Raw genomic sequence first — 21705 nt, 5'->3', positions numbered from 1 at the left:
TTACCACCACATTTTTAATGATTCATATTTTTCTTCGTCTAATAAATGTTTAATAATTTTATAACATTCAAGTCTTATAAGTCTTCTATAGCTTACACTTCTATTTAAGCCAGGATGTTTAATAATAGTCCCCAATTTTTCTTCAAACTCTCTTTGAAATATAACTCTACCTTTCTCATTCAAATAGCACATCTCTAAATCCTGATCAAAATGCTCTTCTCTTATCATTTTTTGATTTATTAAGCTAAAAATAATCCTATCTATAATGATTGGTTTAAATATTTCACTTATATCAAGACTTAAAGAAAATCTCCTTTCACCAGGCTCATGCAAATAGCTTACAGTCGGATTTAACTGTGTATTATAAATCTCTGTAAGAACAATAGAATACATCATCGAATTCCCAAAGGAAATCAATGCATTTATGGGATTATCCGGAGGATTCATCGTTCTATTCTTAAATACAAATTTTCCATCAATTATTGTTTTAAAAGCAGAATAATATATATTTCTAATCCTACCTTCGACACCCATGAGCTCATTTATTGTCTTTATATCCTTTAGATTTTTTCTCTCGTTTTCAATCCTCTCTACAAATTCGTCTAATCCCTCTTTTCTATTGGCGTAATACTTAATGTTTTTTAATATATTATGACTAGCGCCATTTATAATTTCCTTTGCGATATTAAGTCTCTCCACATCATCTTTGTATTTTTCCACTTGCTTAACCAATAAAAAGCCTGATGGTAAATGTTCTCTTGGATAAAAACTTCCGGAATAATAGCCGTAATAATTAAATACGTGCACCGTTATGTTGTTTTGTGCTAAAAAATTAATTGCTTTTGTATTAAAATCTATTTCTCCAAATAAAAATATTTCTTCGACATTGTTCACGGGTATAAACTTTTTTCCAAGTGTTTCACTTTCAAAGAAAATGGTATTGTCTTTCCTGCTAAGTCGTCCACTTGTATTTATATATATGCTTTTTTTCATAAAATCACCTTCTAACTAAAACACAATTCATAATAGCTGCACTTTGTGCAAACCCTACTTTTTACTATCGCCGGCGGTTTATCTGCAGATTTTATTTTATTGATTTCTCCAATTATCTTTTTTATTTCATTTTCATCTTCTTCACTAAGATTAATTTCTTCTTTTGAATGGTTATCCATATAATGTATGACACCCTTAACATTTTCCATTCCTTTTGTCTTTAAATAATAAATATAGTATAAAACTTGGTATTTAGTAGCTTCTTCCATAGCCTTACTCTTTTTGGTTTCATGTATTTCCATCTGATTTTTAATAAAATCGATTTTTATCCGTTCATCCAGCAAAATTTCTTTGTCTTCTCTTTGAAAACTTTTCTCGTGAATTGCATTCCCTATGTCAACATAATCTGAATTATGTTCCATGTTTATGCCATGTGCGAAAAGCCATAATTTGTGCTTACAGACGAAATAATAATTTACTTCTGTACCCGTCGCTAAATCCATAGTATCACCTTACCAATTTCATACTGGGATATATGGTAAAGCATTTAGCTTTATCATATATCCCTCAGACAACATCATTTTATTTTTCTCAGTAAAGTAAAATTTTTGTTTGCCCTATATTGCTCGTATTCAAAGCAATATATTTTGCTAACTCTTTTAGCTTTTTCTCCCGAATAAGAATTCATATTGGTGAATTTTGCCTCTTTATCAACATCATCCATTTTAAAAATTATCATATTTTTTCCATAATTATTTGATACTATTTCATCAAAAATATAGCTGTAGCCTGGAGGTCTTTTATTATCATTGTACTCTTTTGCTTCAATGAACTGAAAAAAACTTCCTCTTTTTCCAAAGTAATTTACCCTCATAAATAATGATTTAAGAAAATCTATGTCTTTTTTTTCTTTTATTTCAGTCTTTATCAGAATTTTTACCAAATCATTATAGTATATATACTCCCTAAATCCAATTGTTGTTTTAAAGGCATATCCCTCAATATCTTCTAAATTCACATTCTCCTTCTTTGTTTTTACCTCATATTTACTTTGATTTTTAACAAAGCAATTATTTACACATATAAAATCCGGGAGGTTATAATGTATTTCCAAGTTTTTAATCATCTCAAATATATCATCATCAAAACTTTTAAAGGTTATTGCCGCATTAATCAAAGCCATTTTAATTGAATACGGAGAAGGAGCTATCAAAGACTTTGCAGCGGGGTTTGTTGCATCACTTCTTCTCAATGAGAATAGAGAAGTCGGCTTATAAACAACCTCAAGAAGCATAAATTATCTTCCCTTTCATTTCTAATTATTTGCTCCCAACTCATATGGTTCATAATTTTGTATCAAATCAGTCATAATTTCAGTGAACTCTGACAAAGTATTGAACTCTATCACCCTAATTGAACTTTTCTCTAATTTATTAATATTTTCTGCTATAGCTTTTATTTCATTTGTATATGTATCATTTAATGGACTTATAGTTGGAGCAGGAACCGTACTATTTGAAATCGCAATAACCCCTTTGAAAGAAATAATGTGGGGATCTTGGGTATTTCTCATAGCACCATTAGGTTTAATAAATGTGTACATTATGGATTGCAAAAAAGCTTTATATCTTTCGCATCTTTGAATCGCATCAATAGCATATGTTCTTGATATCTCATTATAACCTATTCTATATACATCAAAATTAGACACTAACGCATAAATGCCAGAATTAGCAGGTCTATGAAATATATTTTGTCCTTGATTTGCTGATTCATCGTTACTTTTATTTCCTGCATTTGCTACTAACTTGACATGGAAAAAGGTATCCGTTTTTACCTTTTCAGGTATTCCAATCAACCAGCCAAATTCTGCTGCTGACTTTCTCGGTAAATTTTTATTATTATTGGTTATCAAGATGCCCTCCAAATCATCTATGGCACATTTATTAACTAACATGTCCAAAATCTCTTCATCTTTTTTGTCTTTTGTTTCTTCTGTAAAGGTTTTGTCCCCACTTATCCTATTTGCATCAAAAACCTTACACTTCTCACAAAGCGGAAGCCCTTTTTCTATTGATATATGATACAAATGTTCGGCTTGGATATGTTTTAACATGTCTCCGCTAACTGCATTTACAGTGAAAATTTTCCCGTCCTCATTCACAATTGTAACTTCCCGAGTCAAAACTTGATTCCCTTCCCCTCCTTCATTATTTAATGAATGCATATTGAGTCCTAATTCTCCGCAAATCGATAACGAAGAAATAAAGTTTTTATCCATTTCTCATTCTCCTCCCTTTTTAACCATTAATCTCATCAAGTTCATTATTTTCATCTTCTGCCAGTTCATCTTCTTTTTCTTTCCTGTCAAGTGAATATCCAAAGGCACACAATAATTTACCTATTAACGATGGGTTATCATATTCATCAATTAATTTCACCAAATCTTCTAAATCTTGTTGCTTTATTGTAGCTCTAACTTTCCCTTTATCTTTCTCAGCCATTTTAGCTGTCTCTTGATTATATGATACAATAAATTCTGACAAAAATTCTATCAAGTCTTCTTTATAGGCTGATTTCCTCAACAATTCCTGAGCAAGTCCATACCTAATATCATATTTTTGTTGCCCTTTGCTCTTTGCGTATTGTTCCGAGATTGTGGATTTGCGTATAGCTTTAGCAATATTCCTAAAGCCCTGATTTTGTAGTATTTCTGATATTTTGCTATCAGTTTTCAACAAAAACACCTCCATCAATTTTTCACTAAAAGGTTTAGTAAAATAATTTTTCTTTGCGATCTGCTCCATTAGAAAGATTGAATATTGTCCTATGAAGTTGTAAAAATAATCCATATCAGATGTCGTTAAAAACTGTCTATATGTTTTAAGTAAAGAAATTATATTACCACTTTCATCTTGATCTGAAATAGAGTTTCGTATATTATTGATGATCTTTAAATGTTCATCAATTATCTCTATCCAATCTTTTGCCTCTTTATCTGAATTTATCTCTATAAACAAAGGCAGTTCAATAAACGAAATATTAGTAGGCGAATTAGCATTCCCCATATTTTTAAAATAAACTGCATAAAATCCCTTTACCTCATCGTGAGGGCGATATCCATTTAGAAATTTTCTATTGCTTTTATAATCTTCCCTATGTTGAATCAACTCTTTAGTCATCAAAAGCACAGAATTGATGTCTAATCTTACAGACGTATTTCCTTTCAAAAGTTTCTTAAATTCGTTAAATACCTTCTTGCTTATATCCCAATCTAAATTATTTACATCGAATACATAAACTTTATTGTCCCACTTTTGTTTAGCTATTTGTACAGGTTTTATAACCATAGAAGTGAAACTTCCGGCAATTTTTAAACATTCTTGCAGCCAAAATCCATCGACGGATTTTGGAGTTATGTCATTACTTTTTTGAGGATGTGCCCCTTTAACCATTGACGGATTATATAGCTGTAAACTATTTACTTTTTCTATATTTTTTATTTTTCTTTTCTTTTTTAAATCTGATATTATTGCTTTTGCTTCTTCAATGTTGTTAGTTGTATCAGAATATAGTCTTAATACCACATCAATAATATTTTGGAAACTGTCCTTGTTATCGTATAAATTAAAATATGTTTTTTTATACATATCAAGTGCTTTAAACTGATTTATGCCTGTTATAACATCCAATTCTTTTATTGGCTTATCTTCATAATTTTTAATTTTTTTATCTAATTCAGCTAATATAGATTTTGCATCAGGTAAACTTTTGGCTTTTTTCTTTTCTTCATTTATTTTTTTAAGATAATCATTATATCTATTCTTTCTTTCTTTTTCCTCTTCTAAATCGACATAATTTTTAATTCCTTTTTCTATCACTTCCTTATCATCTTTTTTCTTTAAATAAGGAAATAAATCAAAGTACCTGATTTCAGAAAGTTCCATATCTTTTACATCAAGTTCATAGTAAATACCTTTATCAATAATTGATATTTTTGCCTTCTCATGAGTAAGTCCTAAAATCAATTCGGCTAGTCCATAAGCCTCCAACGCGTTTGAATATGTTCCGCTTTCTTTCAATACATAATATTTTTTATCTGTCATCTCTATATTCACCTCCTTCCATCATAATCTGCTTATAAGCAAATGATTTTTGATCACAAATTCTAAGTATCCTAACAAAAAGAAAATATAATAATACATCAAAATCAATACCAAATTTATTAAAATTGACTGCATAGTCATTAAAAGATTGTTCATCTCCTTCTGATAAAAATTCTTTTGATTTATCAATATCTTTATACAAATTAGGACAATAAGTTTTTATTAACTTTAAAGTTTTTTCCTTGCCTTCCTTCATGATTCTATACTTTGCGGAAGATTCAGTCTTTACTGAATGATGTTTAGCTATAGCATTTAAAATAGCTATGCAAACCCCATAATCCAATATATCGCCAGCTAAACTTGCAGCTACAACACCACCAATACCCGCATGATTAGGTAGTTTAGGTCTATTATTTTCATCAACATTTGGATTATAATCAGTATGCGCTAATAATTCTTCTTTGTTATAATTTCCTTTTTTGTTTTGGTATTTAGAAGCCGATGCTTGCCAAACAGCGTTCAACTTGCCATAATCATGCATTATAATGATAAATCTTATTAATTCTTCCATATCATATTTTAAATTTAATCTTTCTTTTAATTTTAAAAATATATACTTATATTTAACTTTGAATAAATCATCAAAAGCCACCATCATATACCTTATGTGTTCTTCATAAGTATCTTTTGTAATTATGTAATCCTGTTTTTGTTGAAGTTTGTCTATTTTTAAAATTTCTCGTTGACCAACATTTAAAAGGTTTAATCCAATGTCATAATCATAAAACACGTATTTAGAATTTAAAATCACTCTATTCTCGACTTTCAATCGTATATCATCAAATGCTATTTGAGGATAATTAAACTTTCCGAATAAATCTTCATCATCAAGAAAAGACTCTTCTATTGCTCTTACCAGCCAGTCTTCCTCATCTTCTTTTACAACCTTTTTTAATCTTGAAATTAATGTATACCTATTTATCGGAATCGCATCATATGTATATGGATTCTTTAATAGACTTACATTTTGAACCACTAACACATTAATTGTGTCTATATCTCTTATTAATCGACTGGCATTTCCTTTTTCATTATTTATCCAGCAATCAACTATTTCTGTAAATCTCCTATGCTTTCCTTCTTCAATACGCTCGAAATCTCTCAATTCCTTATCAGTAAGAATATCATTTATCAAAACTTCGCTTTTTTGATAATCAATATTCACACCATCCCCTATACTTTTCAATTTATTCAAAGTCCTAACGCACAATTCTTCATCATACGGTAAATAAGGTTTTGTTTTATCATCCCTATTTACATCATAAACAAAAATTTTCCCATTTTCTCCTTCATATCTTGCACATCTGCCAATCCTTTGAAGAAAAGAATTTATTGGAGAAATTTCAAGATGCATTACATCACAGGTTATATCAAGTCCAACTTCTATAACTTGTGTTGAAATTAGTATTACATTTTCATCGCTATATTTGTTGAAAAATTTCTTTATTAATTCTTCTTTGTCTTTCCTGTCATTTGAGCTAAACCGCGAATGAATACACAAAAGTCTAACATTATTCAATGACTTTTCTTTATCAATTTTGTTTTTAAGTTCTAAAAACAAATTCTGACACGTTTCTACAGTATTACATATTGCAATTGTCTTTTTAACATGATTTTTAATGATTTCTTCTGCACTGATGGTCGTTTCCTTTACAAAGACTCGTTTTACCTTATCTTTCTGACTTTTAATTTTGGCAACTTCATTTTCTTTAATAGATATCTGGCTACCGTTTAATTTTTTACAATAATTATCTAGTAGCTTACTGCTAAGTGTGGCACTCATAAGACAATAAGGTGTTATGCCATCTAATTTACTTACAATATTTAACAACGTAGATAACGAACGTTTAACATCCAATAAATGGAATTCATCAAATATCAAGTAGGAAGAGATTATAGCTCCAGTGTTTATATTACTTTGTTTATTTGACAACGAAAAAGGTATTGACAATAAGGAACTTAAACTTTGATCAATTGTTGTAAATATTATATCACCATCTAAAAAATAAGGGTCATTGCTGTTTTCACCAGTCTGAATAGTTACTTGTATATTCCCATTAAACTTCTTATCTACCTTTTCTCGTATATCATTAAATAGACTATTAGTCAAAACTCTCAGAGGCAAACTATATATCAATTTCCTCGGAAAATTGATTCCTTTACAATACGCAAATAAAAACGGCATAATACTAGCCCATGTTTTACCTGAACCAGTAGGCGCTTGCATAATTACATTTTTCCCAGCAAAAACCTTTGTCGCCAAATCTATTTGAAAATCATAGGGCTCAAATCCAGTCACATCTTTAAAAAATTTTACATACTCAACCTCATTAAAAATCATTGAATCGCTTTACTCCTTCTGTGATTATTTAAAATCAAGCTGCAATGACTTTAAGATGTTTTACCTTATATATTCTACAAAACCATCAAAAATCCTCCAAAATTTCCAAGTAAAATTTATAATTTTGATATAAAAAGTCGAAAGTATAAAACTAAAAGGAACATCGCTTAGTATTGATTTAAAACAATTTTTGTGATACAATTCAGTTTAGTTTAATAATTGATTTTTCGGTTGAGCAAGATTTTCTTGCTTCAAGATTTTTGGCTTCTAGGGTGGGAAGCTCATCGTCATGATGGGTTTTCTGCCTTTTTATTTTTTATTAATGGACAAAATAAAGAAAGGTGATTTACATGATTAACGCTATTTTGTTTGCAATACTATTAATAATACTGACAGTACCATTTTTTGTAAAGGTAATAGAAGATAATATTGAGTATTTTCTATTTGCTATGGGCATCATCGCAGTTACCGTATCAGGTGCAATGTCACTTGATCTTTTATCACATATATTAAAAAACCATCTTTTGTACATTATAACGGCTGCCGTCTTTATAAGTGGTTTTCTATTTGAAACTTTTAAAAATAAAATTAAAGAATTAGTAAAGTCAATTTTAAAACACATATCGCTTAAAATTTTTGTTTTTATGTTAATAGTCGTATTAGGACTTACATCAAGTATTATAACTGCGATTGTTGCTTCATTAGTTTTAGTTGAAATAGTCCACATCTTGCCAATACATCACAAAGACAAAGTCGTCATCACTGTAATCGCATGCCTTTCGATTGGCTTAGGAGCGGCATTGACACCTGTAGGAGAGCCTTTATCCACATTGGTAATCTCTGCTTTAAAAAAAGATTTCTTCTACCTTCTAAGAACGATTGGCATTTACATTGTACCTACAATTTTTGTAATGGGTATTTTAGGTGCTTTTTACGTAAATAGATTTACAAATAATGCGAAACCAAAAAAAGAGGAAGAATATTTTAAAGAAGAAGAAATAGAAATTAGACAAATAGAAAATATTAAGTTTATCGTCATCCGTTCAATAAAAATCTTCATATTTTTGCTGGCTTTAGAGCTTTTAAGTGCAGGATTTAAGCCGTTGGTTGACAACTATGTAATGCACATGAACGTTCGGCTTTTATACTGGGTAAACATGATTTCAGCAGTACTAGACAATGCCACATTAGCAGCAGCGGAAATAAGCCCAGCAATGGATCCTGAGCACATCCGCGCTATTCTAATGGGACTTTTAATAAGCGGGGGCATGTTGATACCCGGAAATATACCAAATATTATATCAGCAGGGAAGCTGGAAATAAAAAGCAAAGAGTGGGCCAAAATAGGAATTCCTATTTCCATGGCCGTTTTGGTTGTTTGCTATATATTTGTTTTCATTTAGCTGTTTCTAATATTCACCAAAAAAGGTATGCTAAAGTCAAGCATACCTTTTTCTTATCGTTTATCACGCTTCTTTTTCGCCTGTGTCAAATACACTAAGCTCTTTTAATTGTGGAAATTCGAAAATTGTAAGAGGCACATCTTGTAAAACTTTTATACATTCCTCCAAGTTGTTTCTCAAATTTATATGGCGCTCAGATAAAATTGTCTCCAGCGATCTATTCTCCCATTCAGCCCATTTTACAAATCTTTCCCTCTCCCTTACATATTGCTCTTTAATTTCATCATCAGTAACCTTGCTCATAACCTCGTCACAGATGAAAAAATTGCAAACATAGTTACGATAAACAGGAGGAAGTGTACAGCCAAAACCGCTTTTAACAAAGGGACAAGCTCTAAAAAATATCGTCTTGTCTTTTATTCCACTGTCATCAGCGTTTGTCTTTATATACTTTTCATATCCTTCCTTGTCAAAATACCCTTTTGCGTGAATGTAATAACTATACACTACTGTTCCTGGATTATCAATTATCCTGTTTAGCACATTAAGGCCTTCAGTTGATTTTACCATTCTATGAATATCAACAAGCTCAAACTTCGGAAAATATGAACAGCATCCTCTCATCTTAATGCTGCAATAACTTATACCCATTTTGCTTTCGCAGTGATAACATGATGTGCATATATAGCGAGCATATCCATAAGAATCAAATCGTTCTAAACGGATTTTATCCATTGTATCACCTTTTTGGTAAATTTATAAAAAATTGAGGGTGAGTATTGCGCTCACTCTCAATTTTATACAGCATATTAGTTTTTCTTTTCTGACTTGTCTTCCTTCTTTGCAGTGCTGAAACCGAAAATTTTGTATAAAGGGCAAAAACCAAATGCAGCCGTAAGTATAGGTATTAGTCCAAGGAGTCCCCAGTATCTGGCATTGCCTTTTAAGATAAATAACAAGAGTAAAAGAATTATTCCGATTACATATCTGACTATTTTGTCAACACTGCCTACATTGGATTTCATGCTAACACCTCCTTTCTTCTTTATCTAATTATAATTATAATCCAAATATTAGAAAAAAACAAATAAATTGCTTGCACTTTTATAATTAATTTTAGACGTAAAAAGTATTGATTTTTATCGATACTTTAAAATCCTAAAATTAAGATTTTCCAGTTTTGCATACAAAAAAGGGTATCGATCAAATCTCGATACCCTGAAATCCTCTTAAAATGAGAGCTGGCGAAAGGAATCGAACCTTCAACCTGCTGATTACAAGTCAGCTGCTCTGCCGATTGAGCTACGCCAGCATTTATCGCCCTGACAGTTATATATTATACCGGTTAAGTTTCACTCTGTCAACACTTTTTTGAGAAATTTTTGCGAGAAACTGATGGTTATTTCATCAGTTCCTCTCTTATTATCGTCTTCTCCCTTCCGGGTCCTACAGATATTATAGAAGCATTTATCCCTGTCAATTCTTCTATTCTTTCTACATATTTCTTTGCGTTTTGAGGCAAGTCCTCAAATCTTTCTACATTTGTGATGTCTTCAGTCCATCCATCCAATTCTTCGTATACAGGCTCACAAATAGCTAAATCTTTCAGGCTGGCTGGAAATGTGTTTATTATCCTTCCATTTAACTTATATCCTACGCATATCTTTATCTTTTCAAATCCAGTGAGAGTATCAAGCTTAGTAAGCGCAAACGACCTTATTCCAGATAACCTTATGGCATAATTTACGATGACAATGTCAAGCCATCCGCATCTTCTCGGTCTTCCTGTCGTTGTACCATATTCATGCCCTTTTTCTCTTAGAAGTTCACCTTCTTCATCCAAAAGCTCTGTTGGAAATGGTCCTTTTCCAACCCTCGTCGTATATGCTTTAACAACACCAACTACATCATCTATCATTGTTGGGCCAACTCCTGCTCCAACTGTTACTCCACCAGATATGGGGTGTGATGCTGTCACATAAGGATATGTTCCTAAATCTATATCAAGAAGCGTTCCTTGCGCACCTTCAAATAATACTTTTTTGCCTTCTTTTATTAAATCGTACAGCAATGAAGTCGTATCTACAATGTACGGTTTAAGTATTTTTGCGTATTCAATGTATTCTTCGTATATTTCTTCGAAGCTCATTTCAGATGCACCGTATATCCTTGTAAATATATCATTTTTCTTTCTGAGATTTATCATCAATTTTTCCCTAAACACTTCTTGATCTACAAGATCACAAGCTCTTATCCCTATTCTCTCCGATTTATCCATGTAACATGGTCCAATTCCTCTTTTTGTTGTGCCAATGTCGTTCTCGCCTTTTGAAGTTTCTTCTAATTCATCAAGTTTAATGTGGTACGGAAGGACTATATGTGCTCTATCACTGATTTTGAGGTTTTTTACATCTACTCCTTGATTTTTCAGCTCATTCATCTCAGAAATCAAAGAACCAGGATTTAAAACGACGCCATTTCCTATAATGCAGATCTTGTCAGGGTACAAAATGCCAGAAGGTATTAAGTGAAGTTTATACTCAACACCATCCTTTAAAACTGTGTGCCCTGCATTGTTTCCACCTTGATACCTTACGACCACATCAGCCTTTTCAGCAAGATAATCTGTTATTTTTCCTTTTCCTTCGTCTCCCCACTGTGAGCCTACTATTACAAGCGTTGACATTATTTTGCCCCTTTCTCTACTTTACTCTATTTAAAATTTCCCTCGCCACAACGATACCTGACACAGATGCTTGTGCAAGTCCTCTTGTTATGCCTGCACCGTCACCGGCAGCAAACAAATTTTCTATCTGAGTCTCAAATTTATTTGTAAGTTTCACCCTTGAAGAATAAAACTTAACTTCCACACCGTATAAAAGCGTATGTTTCGAATATATCCCTGGCGACACTTTGTCGAGAGCCTTAAGCATTTCCACTATAGACTGGAGGAATCTATAAGGCAATACGAGACTTAGATCTCCAGGCGTAGCATCTTTAAGAGTAGGTTCTACAAGCCCTCTTTTAAGCCTTTCCGGAGTTGACCTTCTCCCCGACAAAAGATCTCCAAGTCTTTGCACGATTACACCATCTCCCAGCATATTTGCAAGGGATGCGATGTACTTTCCGTAAGCTATAGGTTCTTTAAAAGGCTCCGTAAATTCCTTGCTTACCAATATTGCAAAGTTTGTATTGTCTGTCTTTATGTCTTTATAGCTGTGTCCATTTACGGTTTTTAGGCCATCGTTGTTTTCTACTACTACTTTTCCATATGGATTCATGCAAAACGTCCTGACCCTGTCATCAAATGATTTGGAGTAGTATATAAACTTTGACTCATAGACGACATCGGTTATATCCTCCATCACAACAGCAGGAATCTCTACTCTCACACCAACATCAACTGCATTGTTTTTAGTCTCCAACGACAATCTCTCAGATTCCTTTTTAAACCAGTCTGCTCCTTCCCTTCCAGGCACTACTACCACATACTTTGAGTAGTACTTTTCGCCATCCTCTGTGACGACGCCACACGCCTTGCCGCCGTCTGTCAATATTTCTTTGACCATCTTTTTAGTCTTTATCTCTATTTTATCCATCAAGTAATCTTCTATATTTTTTATTATGTCGTAGCACTTTTCAGTCCCTAAATGCTTTATGACAGCAGGGATTAACTTCAAGTCTGCCGCAGCAGCTCTTTTTTCTATCTCCCTTATTTTAGCTTTATCAGTGCCATGTACTTCTTTCGTGCCTCCAAAGTTTACGTAAATATCATCCACATACTTTATAAGCTCATTTAACTCACCTTTTGGTATATATTCATCCAATACTCCACCATAATCAGATGTCAAAGTCAGCTTTCCATCGCTAAATGCACCTGCACCACCTATGCCACAAGTTATAGAGCATGGTTTGCAGTTTGCACACTTAGAGCCATACTGGCTTATGGGACAAAGTCTACCTCTTATGTTCCTGCCTTTTTCTAAAAGCAATATACTAAGTCCACTATTTTCTTTCACCAATTCCAGGGATGTAAAAAGTCCTGCCGGACCGCCTCCTACTATTATTACATCATATGATTTCATTTTGAACACTCCTTTTTGATAGTATAACAACATCCCCTTTAGTATATTATCAGATATTCTAATTTTAATCAACTAAATTTACGAATTATAATCATTATTTTTTTTATAATGTTCGTTTTTTGCCGGTTTTTATTTTGATTTTTCGGCAAAATATTGATAAAATCTCAGAAACTTTTCCCCGTTAATAGAATAAAGCCAAATTCATCATTTTTTTATAGCTTAAAATAATATATAATAGTCTTGTGATTTCAGATATGAAAGGAATGTGGACAATTGAACCATGAAGATCTCCTAAAATTCGCTGTAATAGCCGGAAAAACAATACTTGAAAACGGCGGTGAAACGTATAGAAGTGAAGACACCATAGAAAGGATGCTTAATAATAAAGTTGAGAGAGTAGAGACATTTGTAACCCCTACAGGAATCTTTGCTTCTATTGAAAACAACGGAAAAATAGAAACAACGATAACAAGAGTCAAACAGAGGGATAGCGACTTAAACAAAGTCGCTCTTGTCAACGATTTGTCCAGAAGATTTAGCAAAGAAAGTTTAGATACACTCGACTTTTCAAAATACACAGATGAACTTATAAAAATTAGGTCAAAAGGCAAATACAGCTATTTATTGAGAGTTTTCTTTGCAGGCGTTGCTGCAGCATCATCTGGTATGCTTTTAGGCAGCACCATAAGGGATTTCATTCCTACGTTCATAACAGCTACAATGCTTCAGTGTATTGTAACGTATTTTGAAGGGCTGCGCCTTTCTACATTCATAATAAACATCATAGGCGGTGCTTTTGCCGCATTATTAGGTTTAGCATTTTCTCACTTTGCAATAGGCACTTTAAATGGCATAATAATAGGGTCAATCGTCACATTGCTTCCGGGGGTAGCCATAACGAATGCAGTCAGAGATGCTATATGGGGTGACTTGGTTTCAGCCGTGTCAAGAGGCGTTGAAGCCGGAATGTCTGCCATAAGTATAGCTGCTGGAGTAGGATTCGTTCTAAATATTTGGTACGTGATTGGAGGCAAATTATGATACAGCAGATTTTCTTTGGATTTTTAGCAACAGCAGGATTTGCATTTTTATTCAATGTGCCACTTGATGCCATTGTAGTATCGGGACTTTCAGGTGCAGTGGGATGGGCAGGTTACCTACTTGTCATGAAGATATATCCTTCCATCATCGCCGCTACATTTATAGCATCGCTTTTTATAGGCATAATGGGGGAAATATTCGCTCAAAAGAAGAAGTACCCCACCACCATATTTGTCATTCCAGGCATAATACCTCTTGTTCCTGGTGCGTATTCCTACAAGACTGTCCTTGCCATAATCCAGGGCAATAATAAACAGGCCTTTGATTTAGGCCTGCAAACCATCGGCATCGCTTTGGCAATAGCCGCCGGACTTATGTTTGTGATCTCATTTTCCAGGATTATGAGACGGTAATCTTTGAAAGCTCCTTATCAAGCTCTCTTACAGTGGATAATAAGCCCTCAAGATTATCCTTTATGTCTTGTATGAACTTAGACTGCTCCTCTGTTGATGCTGATACTTCTTCTGTCGATGCAGCAGTTTCCTCTGAAACCGCAGATATGTTTTCAATAGAAGATATTATTTCATTTTTGTACTCAGTAAGACCTACTACAGCATCATTCAAGACTCGCGTATTTTTCGTTATTGTATCGATAGAGGACTTTATTTCGTTAAACGCTTGTGCTGTAGTTTCAACTTGATCTGATTGCTCATCTGCTATTTCTTTAACAGCGCTTGCTTGCTGCACTGTAGCATCTGTCTTTTGTTTTATAGTGCTTATTATCTTTGCTATCTCAGCCGCAGCTTCTCTTGACTGTTCAGCTAAGTTTCTCACTTCTTCAGCAACAACTGCAAATCCTTTGCCTGCTTCACCAGCTCTTGCGGCCTCAATGGCTGCATTCAAAGCCAGCAAGTTTGTCTGATCGGATATACCTGTAATTACTTCTATGATCTTCTCTATCTGCCTTGAGTTAGACTGCAATTCATTTATTTCTGTCACGACACTATCGATGGAGTTTTTCGTCTCTGCCGTCTTGTCCTTAAGTGACTTTATGGTCTCTATGCCGTTTTGACTTATTCTATTGGCATTGTTTGTAGACTCTTCAACAGCTTTAAAGTAATTTGCAGATTCGTCTATGTTTTGACCCATCTTTTGAGCCATTTCTGCTGCATTTGAAGCATCTTTCGCCTGTTCAGAAGAACCTTGTGCTATTTCTTCTACTGCTTTGGCTATCTGAGTAAATGTATTGTTTGCTTCCTCTATTGACTCTGTAAACTTGCTTACTGTAGCTTCTGCACTCTTTGCAAATTCAGTGACATTTTTGATTATGCCTTTAACCTTATCCACCATCTGATTGTAGCTTTCTATCAAAGAGCCAATCTCATCATTGCGGCCTTTTGCAACATTGGCATTGAAATTGCCGTCTGAAAGCTTTTTAAACCCCTCTTTAAGTCTTGCTATAGGTCTTGTAATCGTAAAAGATATGTATATTGAAAATAATATTGATAATAAAAACGACGCTGCAGCTACAAAAATAAACACACCGGCACTTTTGTCATCCAATACGTAGTGATATGTTCCTGCAAGAGGAATAAGCGCTACAACTATAAAAGAAAGCATCAGTCTCCAAAATACACTTCTCATCCATATACCCCCTAACTTATATTGTTTCCCCTACTTTGAAGAGCTTTTTAGGCTATCTACCTAAAAGCCTCATCAGATAGACAAATAGCTGACCACCTAAGTATATGCCTACGATTCCTGCAATACCTGGAAGAACGTTTGGCGCAGGCAATGGCAGCTTTAAAAATGAGAAAATCACACCTACCAAAAAACCCGTAAATAATGCTAAAATCGACGCTTTCAATTTAACACCTCACTTAGAATTATCGACATTACTCTTACAAACTTTAGAGCTTTTATATTATACCACAAAAATTATTTACCTACACAACATTTAGTTTTATTAAAAAGCATACGCCACCATCTGTATTGAATGCTTCTATGGTGCCTTCATGCCATTCGATTATAGCTTTAGTTATAGCCAGTCCTAAGCCTGTCTCACCTTCATCACCTTTATAAAATCTCTCAAACATGTTTTTTAGCTCTTCTTCAGTAAACTTCCTTCCGTCGTTTTTTATCTTTACCTCCACATAATCCTTTATCTTCTTTATTTCTATATCAATAGACGTCTTTGCATACCTTACGCCATTGCTTAATATATTCATAAAAGCCTGCATAAGCTTTGTTCTGTCGCATTTTACATTTACATCGTCGCCACTTAAACTTATTTTTATGTTTTTCTTGTTTAGCTGAGGCATTATCTTTTCTATACATTCTTCAAAAATGTCCTTTAAATACTCTTTGTGCTTTTTTATGCCTTCTTGATTTGTTTCGATTTTTGTAAGGTACATCAAGTCGTTTACTATATCTCTCAGCCTTTTGCTTTCATCTATGATTATATCAAGTGATTTTGGTATATCGTCTTTTTCTATGACACCATCTTTTATGCCTTCTGCATAACCTTGTATAGACATAAGTGGAGTCTTTAGCTCATGTGAAGCATTTTGCAAAAACCGCCTCTGAGATGTGTAATAATTCCTAAGCTCCACAGACATTTCATTAAAGGCATCTGCCAAAAGTTTTATCTCCCCATCTGACTTTATGTTTACCTTCTCTCCAAACTTCTTATCCTTTATTTTCTCTACCACTTCTGTAAGCTTTGCAATAGGGGCAGAGATTGACTTTGAAAGAAAGTAGCCTATTATCAATGATACAATGCCAGAAAGCAAAATACCCTTTAGCAAGACACCTACTATCTGAAGGGATGCTATCTTTATGCCTTTTACAAGCGTGTACATGACGATAGAGCCGATGACTTTTCCGTTTAAGTTGCTTATTATTGGAAAAACTGCAGCTACCACATCTGTGTTTCCAATCTTTATGCTGTTGTAGGAGCCTTCTTTTGTTATTTTGTCAAGTATTGCGTATTCTATCCTATTCCCTCCGCCGAAGGGATTTTGCCTTGATGAATACACAATATCGCCGTTTAAATCGACAACTATAAGGTCGCCATCCAAAATCCTTCCTCCCACCCAAAACTTAGGCATGTACCTTATGGATTGCAGCGCCTCTGGAGTGCTTATCCTTCCATTGTAAAGCCGCTGAATGACAGTTCCTTGCCTTATGAGGTTTTGCCTGGCTTCATTTATCAAAAAATCCCTTATCATCAGATTAAAAAATACACCTATTATAGAGAAAGAGATGAATACCAGCATCATATATGAAATTATAAGTTTAAACCTGATAGACATCACGATTCCACCTTATACCCATATCCCCAAATAGTCGATATGTTAAATTCACACCCATAACTTTGCAGTTTTTTCCTTATCCGTTTCACCATGTCGTCAACAGCCCTCGTCTCAGTGAAAGAGTCGTACTTCCACACTTTCTCTAAAAGCTGTTCTCTTGTGAAAGCTTTATTGGCATTTTGGGCCAAAAATTGTATAAGCTCAAATTCCATAGAAGTAAATCCTATTTCTTCGCCATTGTATATTACTTTCCTCTCATCAGGCACAATGACGATATCCTTTATCCTTATCTCATCGTTTCTCTTAGGCATTTTAACCCTTCTAAATACAGATTTCATCCTCGCTATAAGCTCTCGCGGTGAAAATGGCTTTGCAATGTAATCATCTGAGCCTAATTCCAATCCCAATATTTTGTCCAAATCTTCATCTCTCGCTGAAACGATTATTATCGGCACGTCGCTTTTTTTCCTTATCTGTCTGCAAAGCTCATATCCATCCATGCCTGGCATCATTATATCCAATATAAGCATGTCAGGCTTGTCTTTTTCAAAGTTATCTAAAACCGCTTCAGCATTTTCAAATGATTTTACAGTATATCCTTCCTTTTCGACGTACTTAACCATGAGATCTCTTATATTTTTATCATCGTCTACTATATATATAAGTTCTGGCATATTACCACCTCACATCTAATTTAACATCATAAGATATCAAAAACAATATCGTATACTATATATTTTAATCATATTGTGGCAAAAAATAAAAGGCGGTTTCCCGCCTTCTTTGCTTATCTTATATTTTAAACAAATGAAAAAACCATGAGGATGGCAGTCAATGATATCAATACTATTGTGGTAGTCCATCCTATTAAATTTTTCACTGGGCTATTTACGTATTTCCCCATTATCTCTTTATTGTTTACAAGCAGCATCATGGAAATCAAAACCACTGGCAACAAGATTCCATTTAAAACCTGCGTCCATATAGTGATTGTAATAAGCGGCGCATGTGGAATCAATATAATCGCAACGGCTATTATAATTATGGCTGTAAAAAGCGTATAAAATTCTGGCGCTTCATCAAGCCTTTTGTCTATGCCTGCTTCAAAGCCAAATGCTTCACAGATGTAAAATGACGTCGCCACTGGAAGTATGGCAGCGGAAAAGATAGATGCTATAAAAAGCCCAAATGCGAATACACCTGATGCCAGCTCACCAGCCAACGGCCTTAAAGCCATGGCTGCATCCTTTGCCTCATTTATTTTTATGCCATTCACATTGAGAGTCGATGCACAAGCAACTATTATGAAAAAAGCTACAGCGACTGTTGCAATACAGCCTATCACAACATCCCAAATTGTGTACTTATAATCATCTATCTTTATACCTTTTTCTATAACAGATGATTGCATGTAAAATTGCATCCAAGGAGCTATCGTAGTACCTACAAGTCCTATTACCATGCTTAAATAATCTGTCTTAAATGACATTGTAGGTTTTATGATGGACTCACCTATAGCTTTCCAATCTGGATGTGACAGAATGGCTGATATTACGTATGACAACAAAAAAACGCTAAATATCAAAAACACTTTTTCCGCTACAGTATAATTACCTTTAACGATCAAAAGCCATACCGCTAAAGCAGCCAATGGTACCATTATATACTTGCTTATGCCGAAGATTTCCATGCTGCCTGCCACACCGGCAAACTCCGTAGCAGTATTTCCAATATCTGCAATAAGCAGTCCGAGAAAGATGAAGAACGTCACTCTTACGCCGAAGTTTTCCCTTATAAGATCTGCCAACCCTTTTCCTGTCACGACGCCCATCCTGGCGTTCATCTCCTGAATGACGATTAAGACGATAAATGACGGTATCAATGTCCAAAGCAGTTTATATCCATAGGTAGCACCTGCCACAGAATACGTGGTTATGCCACCTGCATCATTGTCGACACTTCCTGTGATTATACCAGGCCCCAAAATTGACAAAAATATCAATAAATTAGTCAAAAAAGTTTTCCTCTTTGTCACTTCCCACTACCTCCTTGCAAATGTCTTTCCACTTCTCATAAGTTCGTATATTATATCATTTATAAGGACAGTGCCTAATAGCTTCATATCTTCATCTACAACAGGAATCGCTACCAAATTGTACTTCGTCACTGTCTTTATGAGGGATTTTATTGAATCCATATCACGAGCATAGATGATGTCTTTATTCATAATTTCATTTAATAGGGTGTTAGGCTCTGAAATCACCAAATCTCTAAGTGTAACCGCACCTAAAAGCCTGTTTGACTCATCAACTATATAGATGTAATAAATGATATCTTCGTCTGGTTTTAAAAGCCTAAGCTCCCGTATTGCCTCCTCAACGGAAAGCGTATTTTCAAATGCCACAAAGTCAGTCGTCATCAAGCTACCAACAGCGTACTCAGGGTACTCCATCAGCTCCCTGACTTCCAACGACGCATTGTTCTCCATCTCATTTAAGAGCTCTTCCACTTTTTCTTCATTCAGATCGTCAAGTATGTCTGCAACTTCATCTGCAGGCATTTCTTCCAAGATGTCCGCAGCTTTAGAAACAGGCAGCTCGTTTAATATGCTTCTTTGAGTATCTGTCTCCATTTCTTCCAGCACATCTGCAGCTCTTCCATGCTCTAAACTGGAAAATATATCTATACCGGCCTTTAAATCCAGATCTTCTATGATGTCCGCAAGGTCAGAAGGGTGAAGTGTTGCCAATTTATGATACGTCTTTGACAACATTATGTTTTCTCTTGAGCGAGTAATCGTCTCTATATCTTCCCAAAGTATAAATTTACTGGATATTGTTTTACCAAATCTCTTTAAAATCTTCTTTAAAGGCTTTGCAAAGCCAAGTCGTCTCAATATGCCTTCAATGCCTATATCGACAGCAATCGCAAACAAGCCTTTATCTAAAAGCGCCAACCTTATGTCATTGACTCTTACTACTTTTCTTCCATTTACGTCGATAATCTGCTTATCTAAGACATTTTTCGACAAGTACAAAATATCTTTAAGGTTATGTGCCTCTACTGGATTAGTGCACATAAGTTCGTACTGCCCAAATTTTTTCGTTATCTTTATGTTCTCCCACTTGTACTCTTTGACGCCAGACTTCGTCTTTACCAACATGGATATTGCAATCGGATGCGTCAACGCCGTTGAAACTCCAATATCCTTAAGCTTACCTAAGATCTCACCGTTTTTAAGCAATATCTTATTGCCTAAAATCCTGCTTAAATAAAGGCTTAAAATTGGCATTTCACTACCTCCTTTTCTAAGGGAGGAGTTTTAAGGTAAGATAGACTCCTCCCTCATATTCTTTTTTGAATTATTAAATTTTATTCGCTTATGACTATAAGGGCCAGAGTCCATCATTACCACCTGCCTTTAAAAAATTTAAGCCTTTTACAAAACGTAAAAGGCTCTAATCTCAACACACTCGTTGGGTTTTAGCACTATGCGGCATAGGTAGTACCGGCTGAATTAGATTAAACCTTGTAACGGTAGAATCTGTTGACCCATTGGCATCTCTCGATGTTTCCGGGCATCAGCATGTATCCGCATAGGAGCCTCACTTAACGAACTTTATTCAATTGCATATAAATTATAACACACATTGAATATAACTACAACAAATTTATGACAAATTTTTTAATGCATTTACATCTTTTATTACTATAGCATGTCTTTCAAGCTTTATGACACCTTCTTTGTCTAACTGGCTTAAGATTCTTGTCATATTTTCTCGAGACGTGCCTACCATGTTAGCAAGATCTTGTCTATTTAGGTTTAATTCTATTGCTATCCCATCTTTGCCTTGTATGCCTTTTTCTCGGGCAAACGTCAAAAGAATAGAAACCGTCCTGCCGAGAGAATCTTTAAGCGCTAAGTTCTCTATTATGACCGCCACATTTTGGAGTCTTTTTGCCATGAGTTTTATTATGCCTAAGGCTACTTCATTGTTGTTCAGTATCAAATTTTCTATGTCTTTATTTTTAAGCACAATAATCTTTGAATCCTCTATGGCCTCTGCAGTGGCTGGATACTTACCACCTATAAACAGAAGGGATTCAGCAAAAATATCTCCATCCTCCATTATTCTTATTATATGTTCTTTTCCCTGTTGTGATATTTTAGATATCTTGACTTTGCCTTTTTTTACAAAATAAATGGCGTCACCTTCATCACCTTCGTAAAAAATGACGGTGTTTTTTTTGTACTCCTTCACCAAAGCTATTTTACTGATCTCAAATAGAGATTTCTCACTTAAGACATTGAAGTACGGTATCTTTCTTAAATAATCGTAATCACCCATAAAAATACCCTCT

General features: G+C 34.3%; 20 protein-coding genes, 1 tRNA gene, 1 riboswitch and 1 other annotated feature. Of the genes, 3 read left to right on the top strand and 18 right to left on the bottom strand.

Features of this window, described 5'->3' with window-relative positions; genetic code table 11:
- From cas1b to cas3, 6 genes are all read right to left on the bottom strand, one after another.
- Complete coding sequence (cas1b, locus tag HNR52_RS04765; RefSeq protein ID WP_435619831.1) at positions 1-993, bottom strand: type I-B CRISPR-associated endonuclease Cas1b; 993 nt, start codon at positions 991-993, stop codon at positions 1-3.
- Positions 994-1004: 11 nt separating this feature from the next.
- Positions 1005-1496 carry a CRISPR-associated protein Cas4 gene (gene cas4, locus HNR52_RS04760; RefSeq protein WP_435619830.1) on the bottom strand — a complete coding sequence of 164 codons (492 nt, stop codon included), beginning with the start codon at positions 1494-1496 and terminating at the stop codon, positions 1005-1007.
- A 74-nt stretch (positions 1497-1570) separates the two neighbouring features.
- A complete protein-coding gene (locus HNR52_RS04755; protein ID WP_435619829.1) occupies positions 1571-2287 on the bottom strand; it encodes a hypothetical protein in 717 nt (238 codons plus the stop codon).
- A gap of 21 nt (positions 2288-2308) precedes the next feature.
- On the bottom strand, positions 2309-3274 hold the full coding sequence (locus HNR52_RS04750) for a DevR family CRISPR-associated autoregulator (RefSeq protein WP_435619828.1): 966 nt from the start codon (positions 3272-3274) through the stop codon (positions 2309-2311).
- Positions 3275-3293: 19 nt separating this feature from the next.
- Positions 3294-5099: a hypothetical protein gene (locus tag HNR52_RS04745; RefSeq protein WP_435619827.1), complete on the bottom strand. Its 1806-nt coding sequence runs from the start codon at positions 5097-5099 to the stop codon at positions 3294-3296.
- Positions 5089-7500: a CRISPR-associated helicase Cas3' gene (gene cas3, locus HNR52_RS04740; protein ID WP_435619826.1), complete on the bottom strand. Its 2412-nt coding sequence runs from the start codon at positions 7498-7500 to the stop codon at positions 5089-5091. The genes HNR52_RS04745 and cas3 overlap by 11 nt, the downstream gene beginning before the upstream one ends.
- Before the next feature lie 229 nt (positions 7501-7729).
- Positions 7730-7782, top strand: a sequence feature (sodium ion sensor (DUF1646 type); this cis-regulatory element may regulate processes involved in with the transportation of sodium ions).
- A 68-nt stretch (positions 7783-7850) separates the two neighbouring features.
- Here cas3 and HNR52_RS04735 point away from each other — a divergent pair.
- Positions 7851-8903, top strand: coding sequence for a DUF1646 family protein (locus HNR52_RS04735; RefSeq protein WP_435619825.1), 1053 nt, complete (start codon positions 7851-7853; stop codon positions 8901-8903).
- A gap of 63 nt (positions 8904-8966) precedes the next feature.
- On the opposite strand, the gene HNR52_RS04730 is transcribed toward HNR52_RS04735, so the two are convergent.
- The 5 genes from HNR52_RS04730 to HNR52_RS04710 all read right to left on the bottom strand — a co-directional run bounded on the left by HNR52_RS04730 (position 8967) and on the right by HNR52_RS04710 (position 12988).
- Entirely contained in the window at positions 8967-9638 is a 672-nt protein-coding gene (locus HNR52_RS04730) for a hypothetical protein (RefSeq protein ID WP_435619824.1), read from the bottom strand.
- A gap of 74 nt (positions 9639-9712) precedes the next feature.
- Complete coding sequence (locus HNR52_RS04725; RefSeq protein WP_435619823.1) at positions 9713-9928, bottom strand: YgaP family membrane protein; 216 nt, start codon at positions 9926-9928, stop codon at positions 9713-9715.
- A 214-nt stretch (positions 9929-10142) separates the two neighbouring features.
- Positions 10143-10215: transfer RNA gene (locus tag HNR52_RS04720), tRNA-Thr, on the bottom strand.
- Positions 10216-10302: 87 nt separating this feature from the next.
- Positions 10303-11589 carry an adenylosuccinate synthase gene (locus HNR52_RS04715; protein ID WP_435619822.1) on the bottom strand — a complete coding sequence of 429 codons (1287 nt, stop codon included), beginning with the start codon at positions 11587-11589 and terminating at the stop codon, positions 10303-10305.
- A 16-nt stretch (positions 11590-11605) separates the two neighbouring features.
- Complete coding sequence (locus HNR52_RS04710) at positions 11606-12988, bottom strand: NAD(P)/FAD-dependent oxidoreductase (protein WP_435619821.1); 1383 nt, start codon at positions 12986-12988, stop codon at positions 11606-11608.
- Between the two features lie 273 nt (positions 12989-13261).
- Here HNR52_RS04710 and HNR52_RS04705 point away from each other — a divergent pair, with 273 nt between their 5' ends.
- A complete protein-coding gene (locus HNR52_RS04705) occupies positions 13262-14029 on the top strand; it encodes a threonine/serine exporter family protein (RefSeq protein ID WP_013789092.1) in 768 nt (255 codons plus the stop codon).
- Positions 14026-14442, top strand: coding sequence for a threonine/serine exporter family protein (locus HNR52_RS04700; protein ID WP_013789093.1), 417 nt, complete (start codon positions 14026-14028; stop codon positions 14440-14442). Before HNR52_RS04705 ends, HNR52_RS04700 begins: the two co-directional genes overlap by 4 nt.
- Here HNR52_RS04700 and HNR52_RS04695 read toward each other — a convergent pair.
- The 7 genes from HNR52_RS04695 to HNR52_RS04665 all read right to left on the bottom strand — a co-directional run bounded on the left by HNR52_RS04695 (position 14429) and on the right by HNR52_RS04665 (position 21692).
- Positions 14429-15673: a methyl-accepting chemotaxis protein gene (locus tag HNR52_RS04695; protein ID WP_435619820.1), complete on the bottom strand. Its 1245-nt coding sequence runs from the start codon at positions 15671-15673 to the stop codon at positions 14429-14431. The genes HNR52_RS04700 and HNR52_RS04695 overlap by 14 nt on opposite strands.
- A 52-nt stretch (positions 15674-15725) precedes the next feature.
- Positions 15726-15896: a XapX domain-containing protein gene (locus HNR52_RS04690; protein WP_014757462.1), complete on the bottom strand. Its 171-nt coding sequence runs from the start codon at positions 15894-15896 to the stop codon at positions 15726-15728.
- Between the two features lie 79 nt (positions 15897-15975).
- Positions 15976-17343 (bottom strand): sensor histidine kinase, encoded by a 1368-nt coding sequence (locus tag HNR52_RS04685; protein WP_435619819.1) that lies wholly within the window; start codon positions 17341-17343, stop codon positions 15976-15978.
- Positions 17343-18017 (bottom strand): response regulator transcription factor, encoded by a 675-nt coding sequence (locus HNR52_RS04680; RefSeq protein WP_013789097.1) that lies wholly within the window; start codon positions 18015-18017, stop codon positions 17343-17345. The genes HNR52_RS04685 and HNR52_RS04680 overlap by 1 nt, the downstream gene beginning before the upstream one ends.
- 125 nt (positions 18018-18142) lie before the next feature.
- Positions 18143-19378 (bottom strand): Nramp family divalent metal transporter, encoded by a 1236-nt coding sequence (locus tag HNR52_RS04675; protein ID WP_435619818.1) that lies wholly within the window; start codon positions 19376-19378, stop codon positions 18143-18145.
- 6 nt (positions 19379-19384) lie between these two features.
- Entirely contained in the window at positions 19385-20635 is a 1251-nt protein-coding gene (locus tag HNR52_RS04670; protein WP_435619817.1) for a magnesium transporter, read from the bottom strand.
- A gap of 169 nt (positions 20636-20804) precedes the next feature.
- Positions 20805-20967: riboswitch (M-box (ykoK) riboswitch) on the bottom strand.
- Positions 20968-21014: 47 nt separating this feature from the next.
- Positions 21015-21692: a Crp/Fnr family transcriptional regulator gene (locus HNR52_RS04665; RefSeq protein ID WP_435619816.1), complete on the bottom strand. Its 678-nt coding sequence runs from the start codon at positions 21690-21692 to the stop codon at positions 21015-21017.
- Positions 21693-21705 lie beyond the last annotated feature (13 nt).

It is taken from the genome of Thermoanaerobacterium thermosulfurigenes (assembly GCF_051201035.1).
Classification (GTDB): Bacteria; Bacillota; Thermoanaerobacteria; order Thermoanaerobacterales; family Thermoanaerobacteraceae; genus Thermoanaerobacterium; species Thermoanaerobacterium thermosulfurigenes.
The sequence above is the reverse complement of the archived record's forward strand: the minus strand, read 5'-3'. Positions and strand labels throughout refer to the sequence as shown.

Bases quoted from the DNA above. Each gene is read 5' to 3' on its own strand.
- HNR52_RS04745 (WP_435619827.1), bottom strand. From the start codon at position 5,099: ATGACAGATAAAAAATATTATGTATTGAAAGAAAGCGGAACATATTCA.
- HNR52_RS04725 (WP_435619823.1), bottom strand. From the start codon at position 9,928: ATGAAATCCAATGTAGGCAGTGTTGACAAAATAGTCAGATATGTAATC.
- cas4 (WP_435619830.1), bottom strand. From the start codon at position 1,496: ATGGATTTAGCGACGGGTACAGAAGTAAATTATTATTTCGTCTGTAAG.
- HNR52_RS04665 (WP_435619816.1), bottom strand. From the start codon at position 21,692: ATGGGTGATTACGATTATTTAAGAAAGATACCGTACTTCAATGTCTTA.
- HNR52_RS04750 (WP_435619828.1), bottom strand. From the start codon at position 3,274: ATGGATAAAAACTTTATTTCTTCGTTATCGATTTGCGGAGAATTAGGA.
- HNR52_RS04710 (WP_435619821.1), bottom strand. From the start codon at position 12,988: ATGAAATCATATGATGTAATAATAGTAGGAGGCGGTCCGGCAGGACTT.
- HNR52_RS04700 (WP_013789093.1), top strand. From the start codon at position 14,026: ATGATACAGCAGATTTTCTTTGGATTTTTAGCAACAGCAGGATTTGCA.
- cas3 (WP_435619826.1), bottom strand. From the start codon at position 7,500: ATGATTTTTAATGAGGTTGAGTATGTAAAATTTTTTAAAGATGTGACT.
- HNR52_RS04715 (WP_435619822.1), bottom strand. From the start codon at position 11,589: ATGTCAACGCTTGTAATAGTAGGCTCACAGTGGGGAGACGAAGGAAAA.
- cas1b (WP_435619831.1), bottom strand. From the start codon at position 993: ATGAAAAAAAGCATATATATAAATACAAGTGGACGACTTAGCAGGAAA.
- HNR52_RS04680 (WP_013789097.1), bottom strand. From the start codon at position 18,017: ATGCCAGAACTTATATATATAGTAGACGATGATAAAAATATAAGAGAT.
- HNR52_RS04730 (WP_435619824.1), bottom strand. From the start codon at position 9,638: ATGGATAAAATCCGTTTAGAACGATTTGATTCTTATGGATATGCTCGC.
- HNR52_RS04685 (WP_435619819.1), bottom strand. From the start codon at position 17,343: ATGTCTATCAGGTTTAAACTTATAATTTCATATATGATGCTGGTATTC.
- HNR52_RS04695 (WP_435619820.1), bottom strand. From the start codon at position 15,673: ATGAGAAGTGTATTTTGGAGACTGATGCTTTCTTTTATAGTTGTAGCG.
- HNR52_RS04755 (WP_435619829.1), bottom strand. From the start codon at position 2,287: ATGCTTCTTGAGGTTGTTTATAAGCCGACTTCTCTATTCTCATTGAGA.
- HNR52_RS04670 (WP_435619817.1), bottom strand. From the start codon at position 20,635: ATGCCAATTTTAAGCCTTTATTTAAGCAGGATTTTAGGCAATAAGATA.
- HNR52_RS04735 (WP_435619825.1), top strand. From the start codon at position 7,851: ATGATTAACGCTATTTTGTTTGCAATACTATTAATAATACTGACAGTA.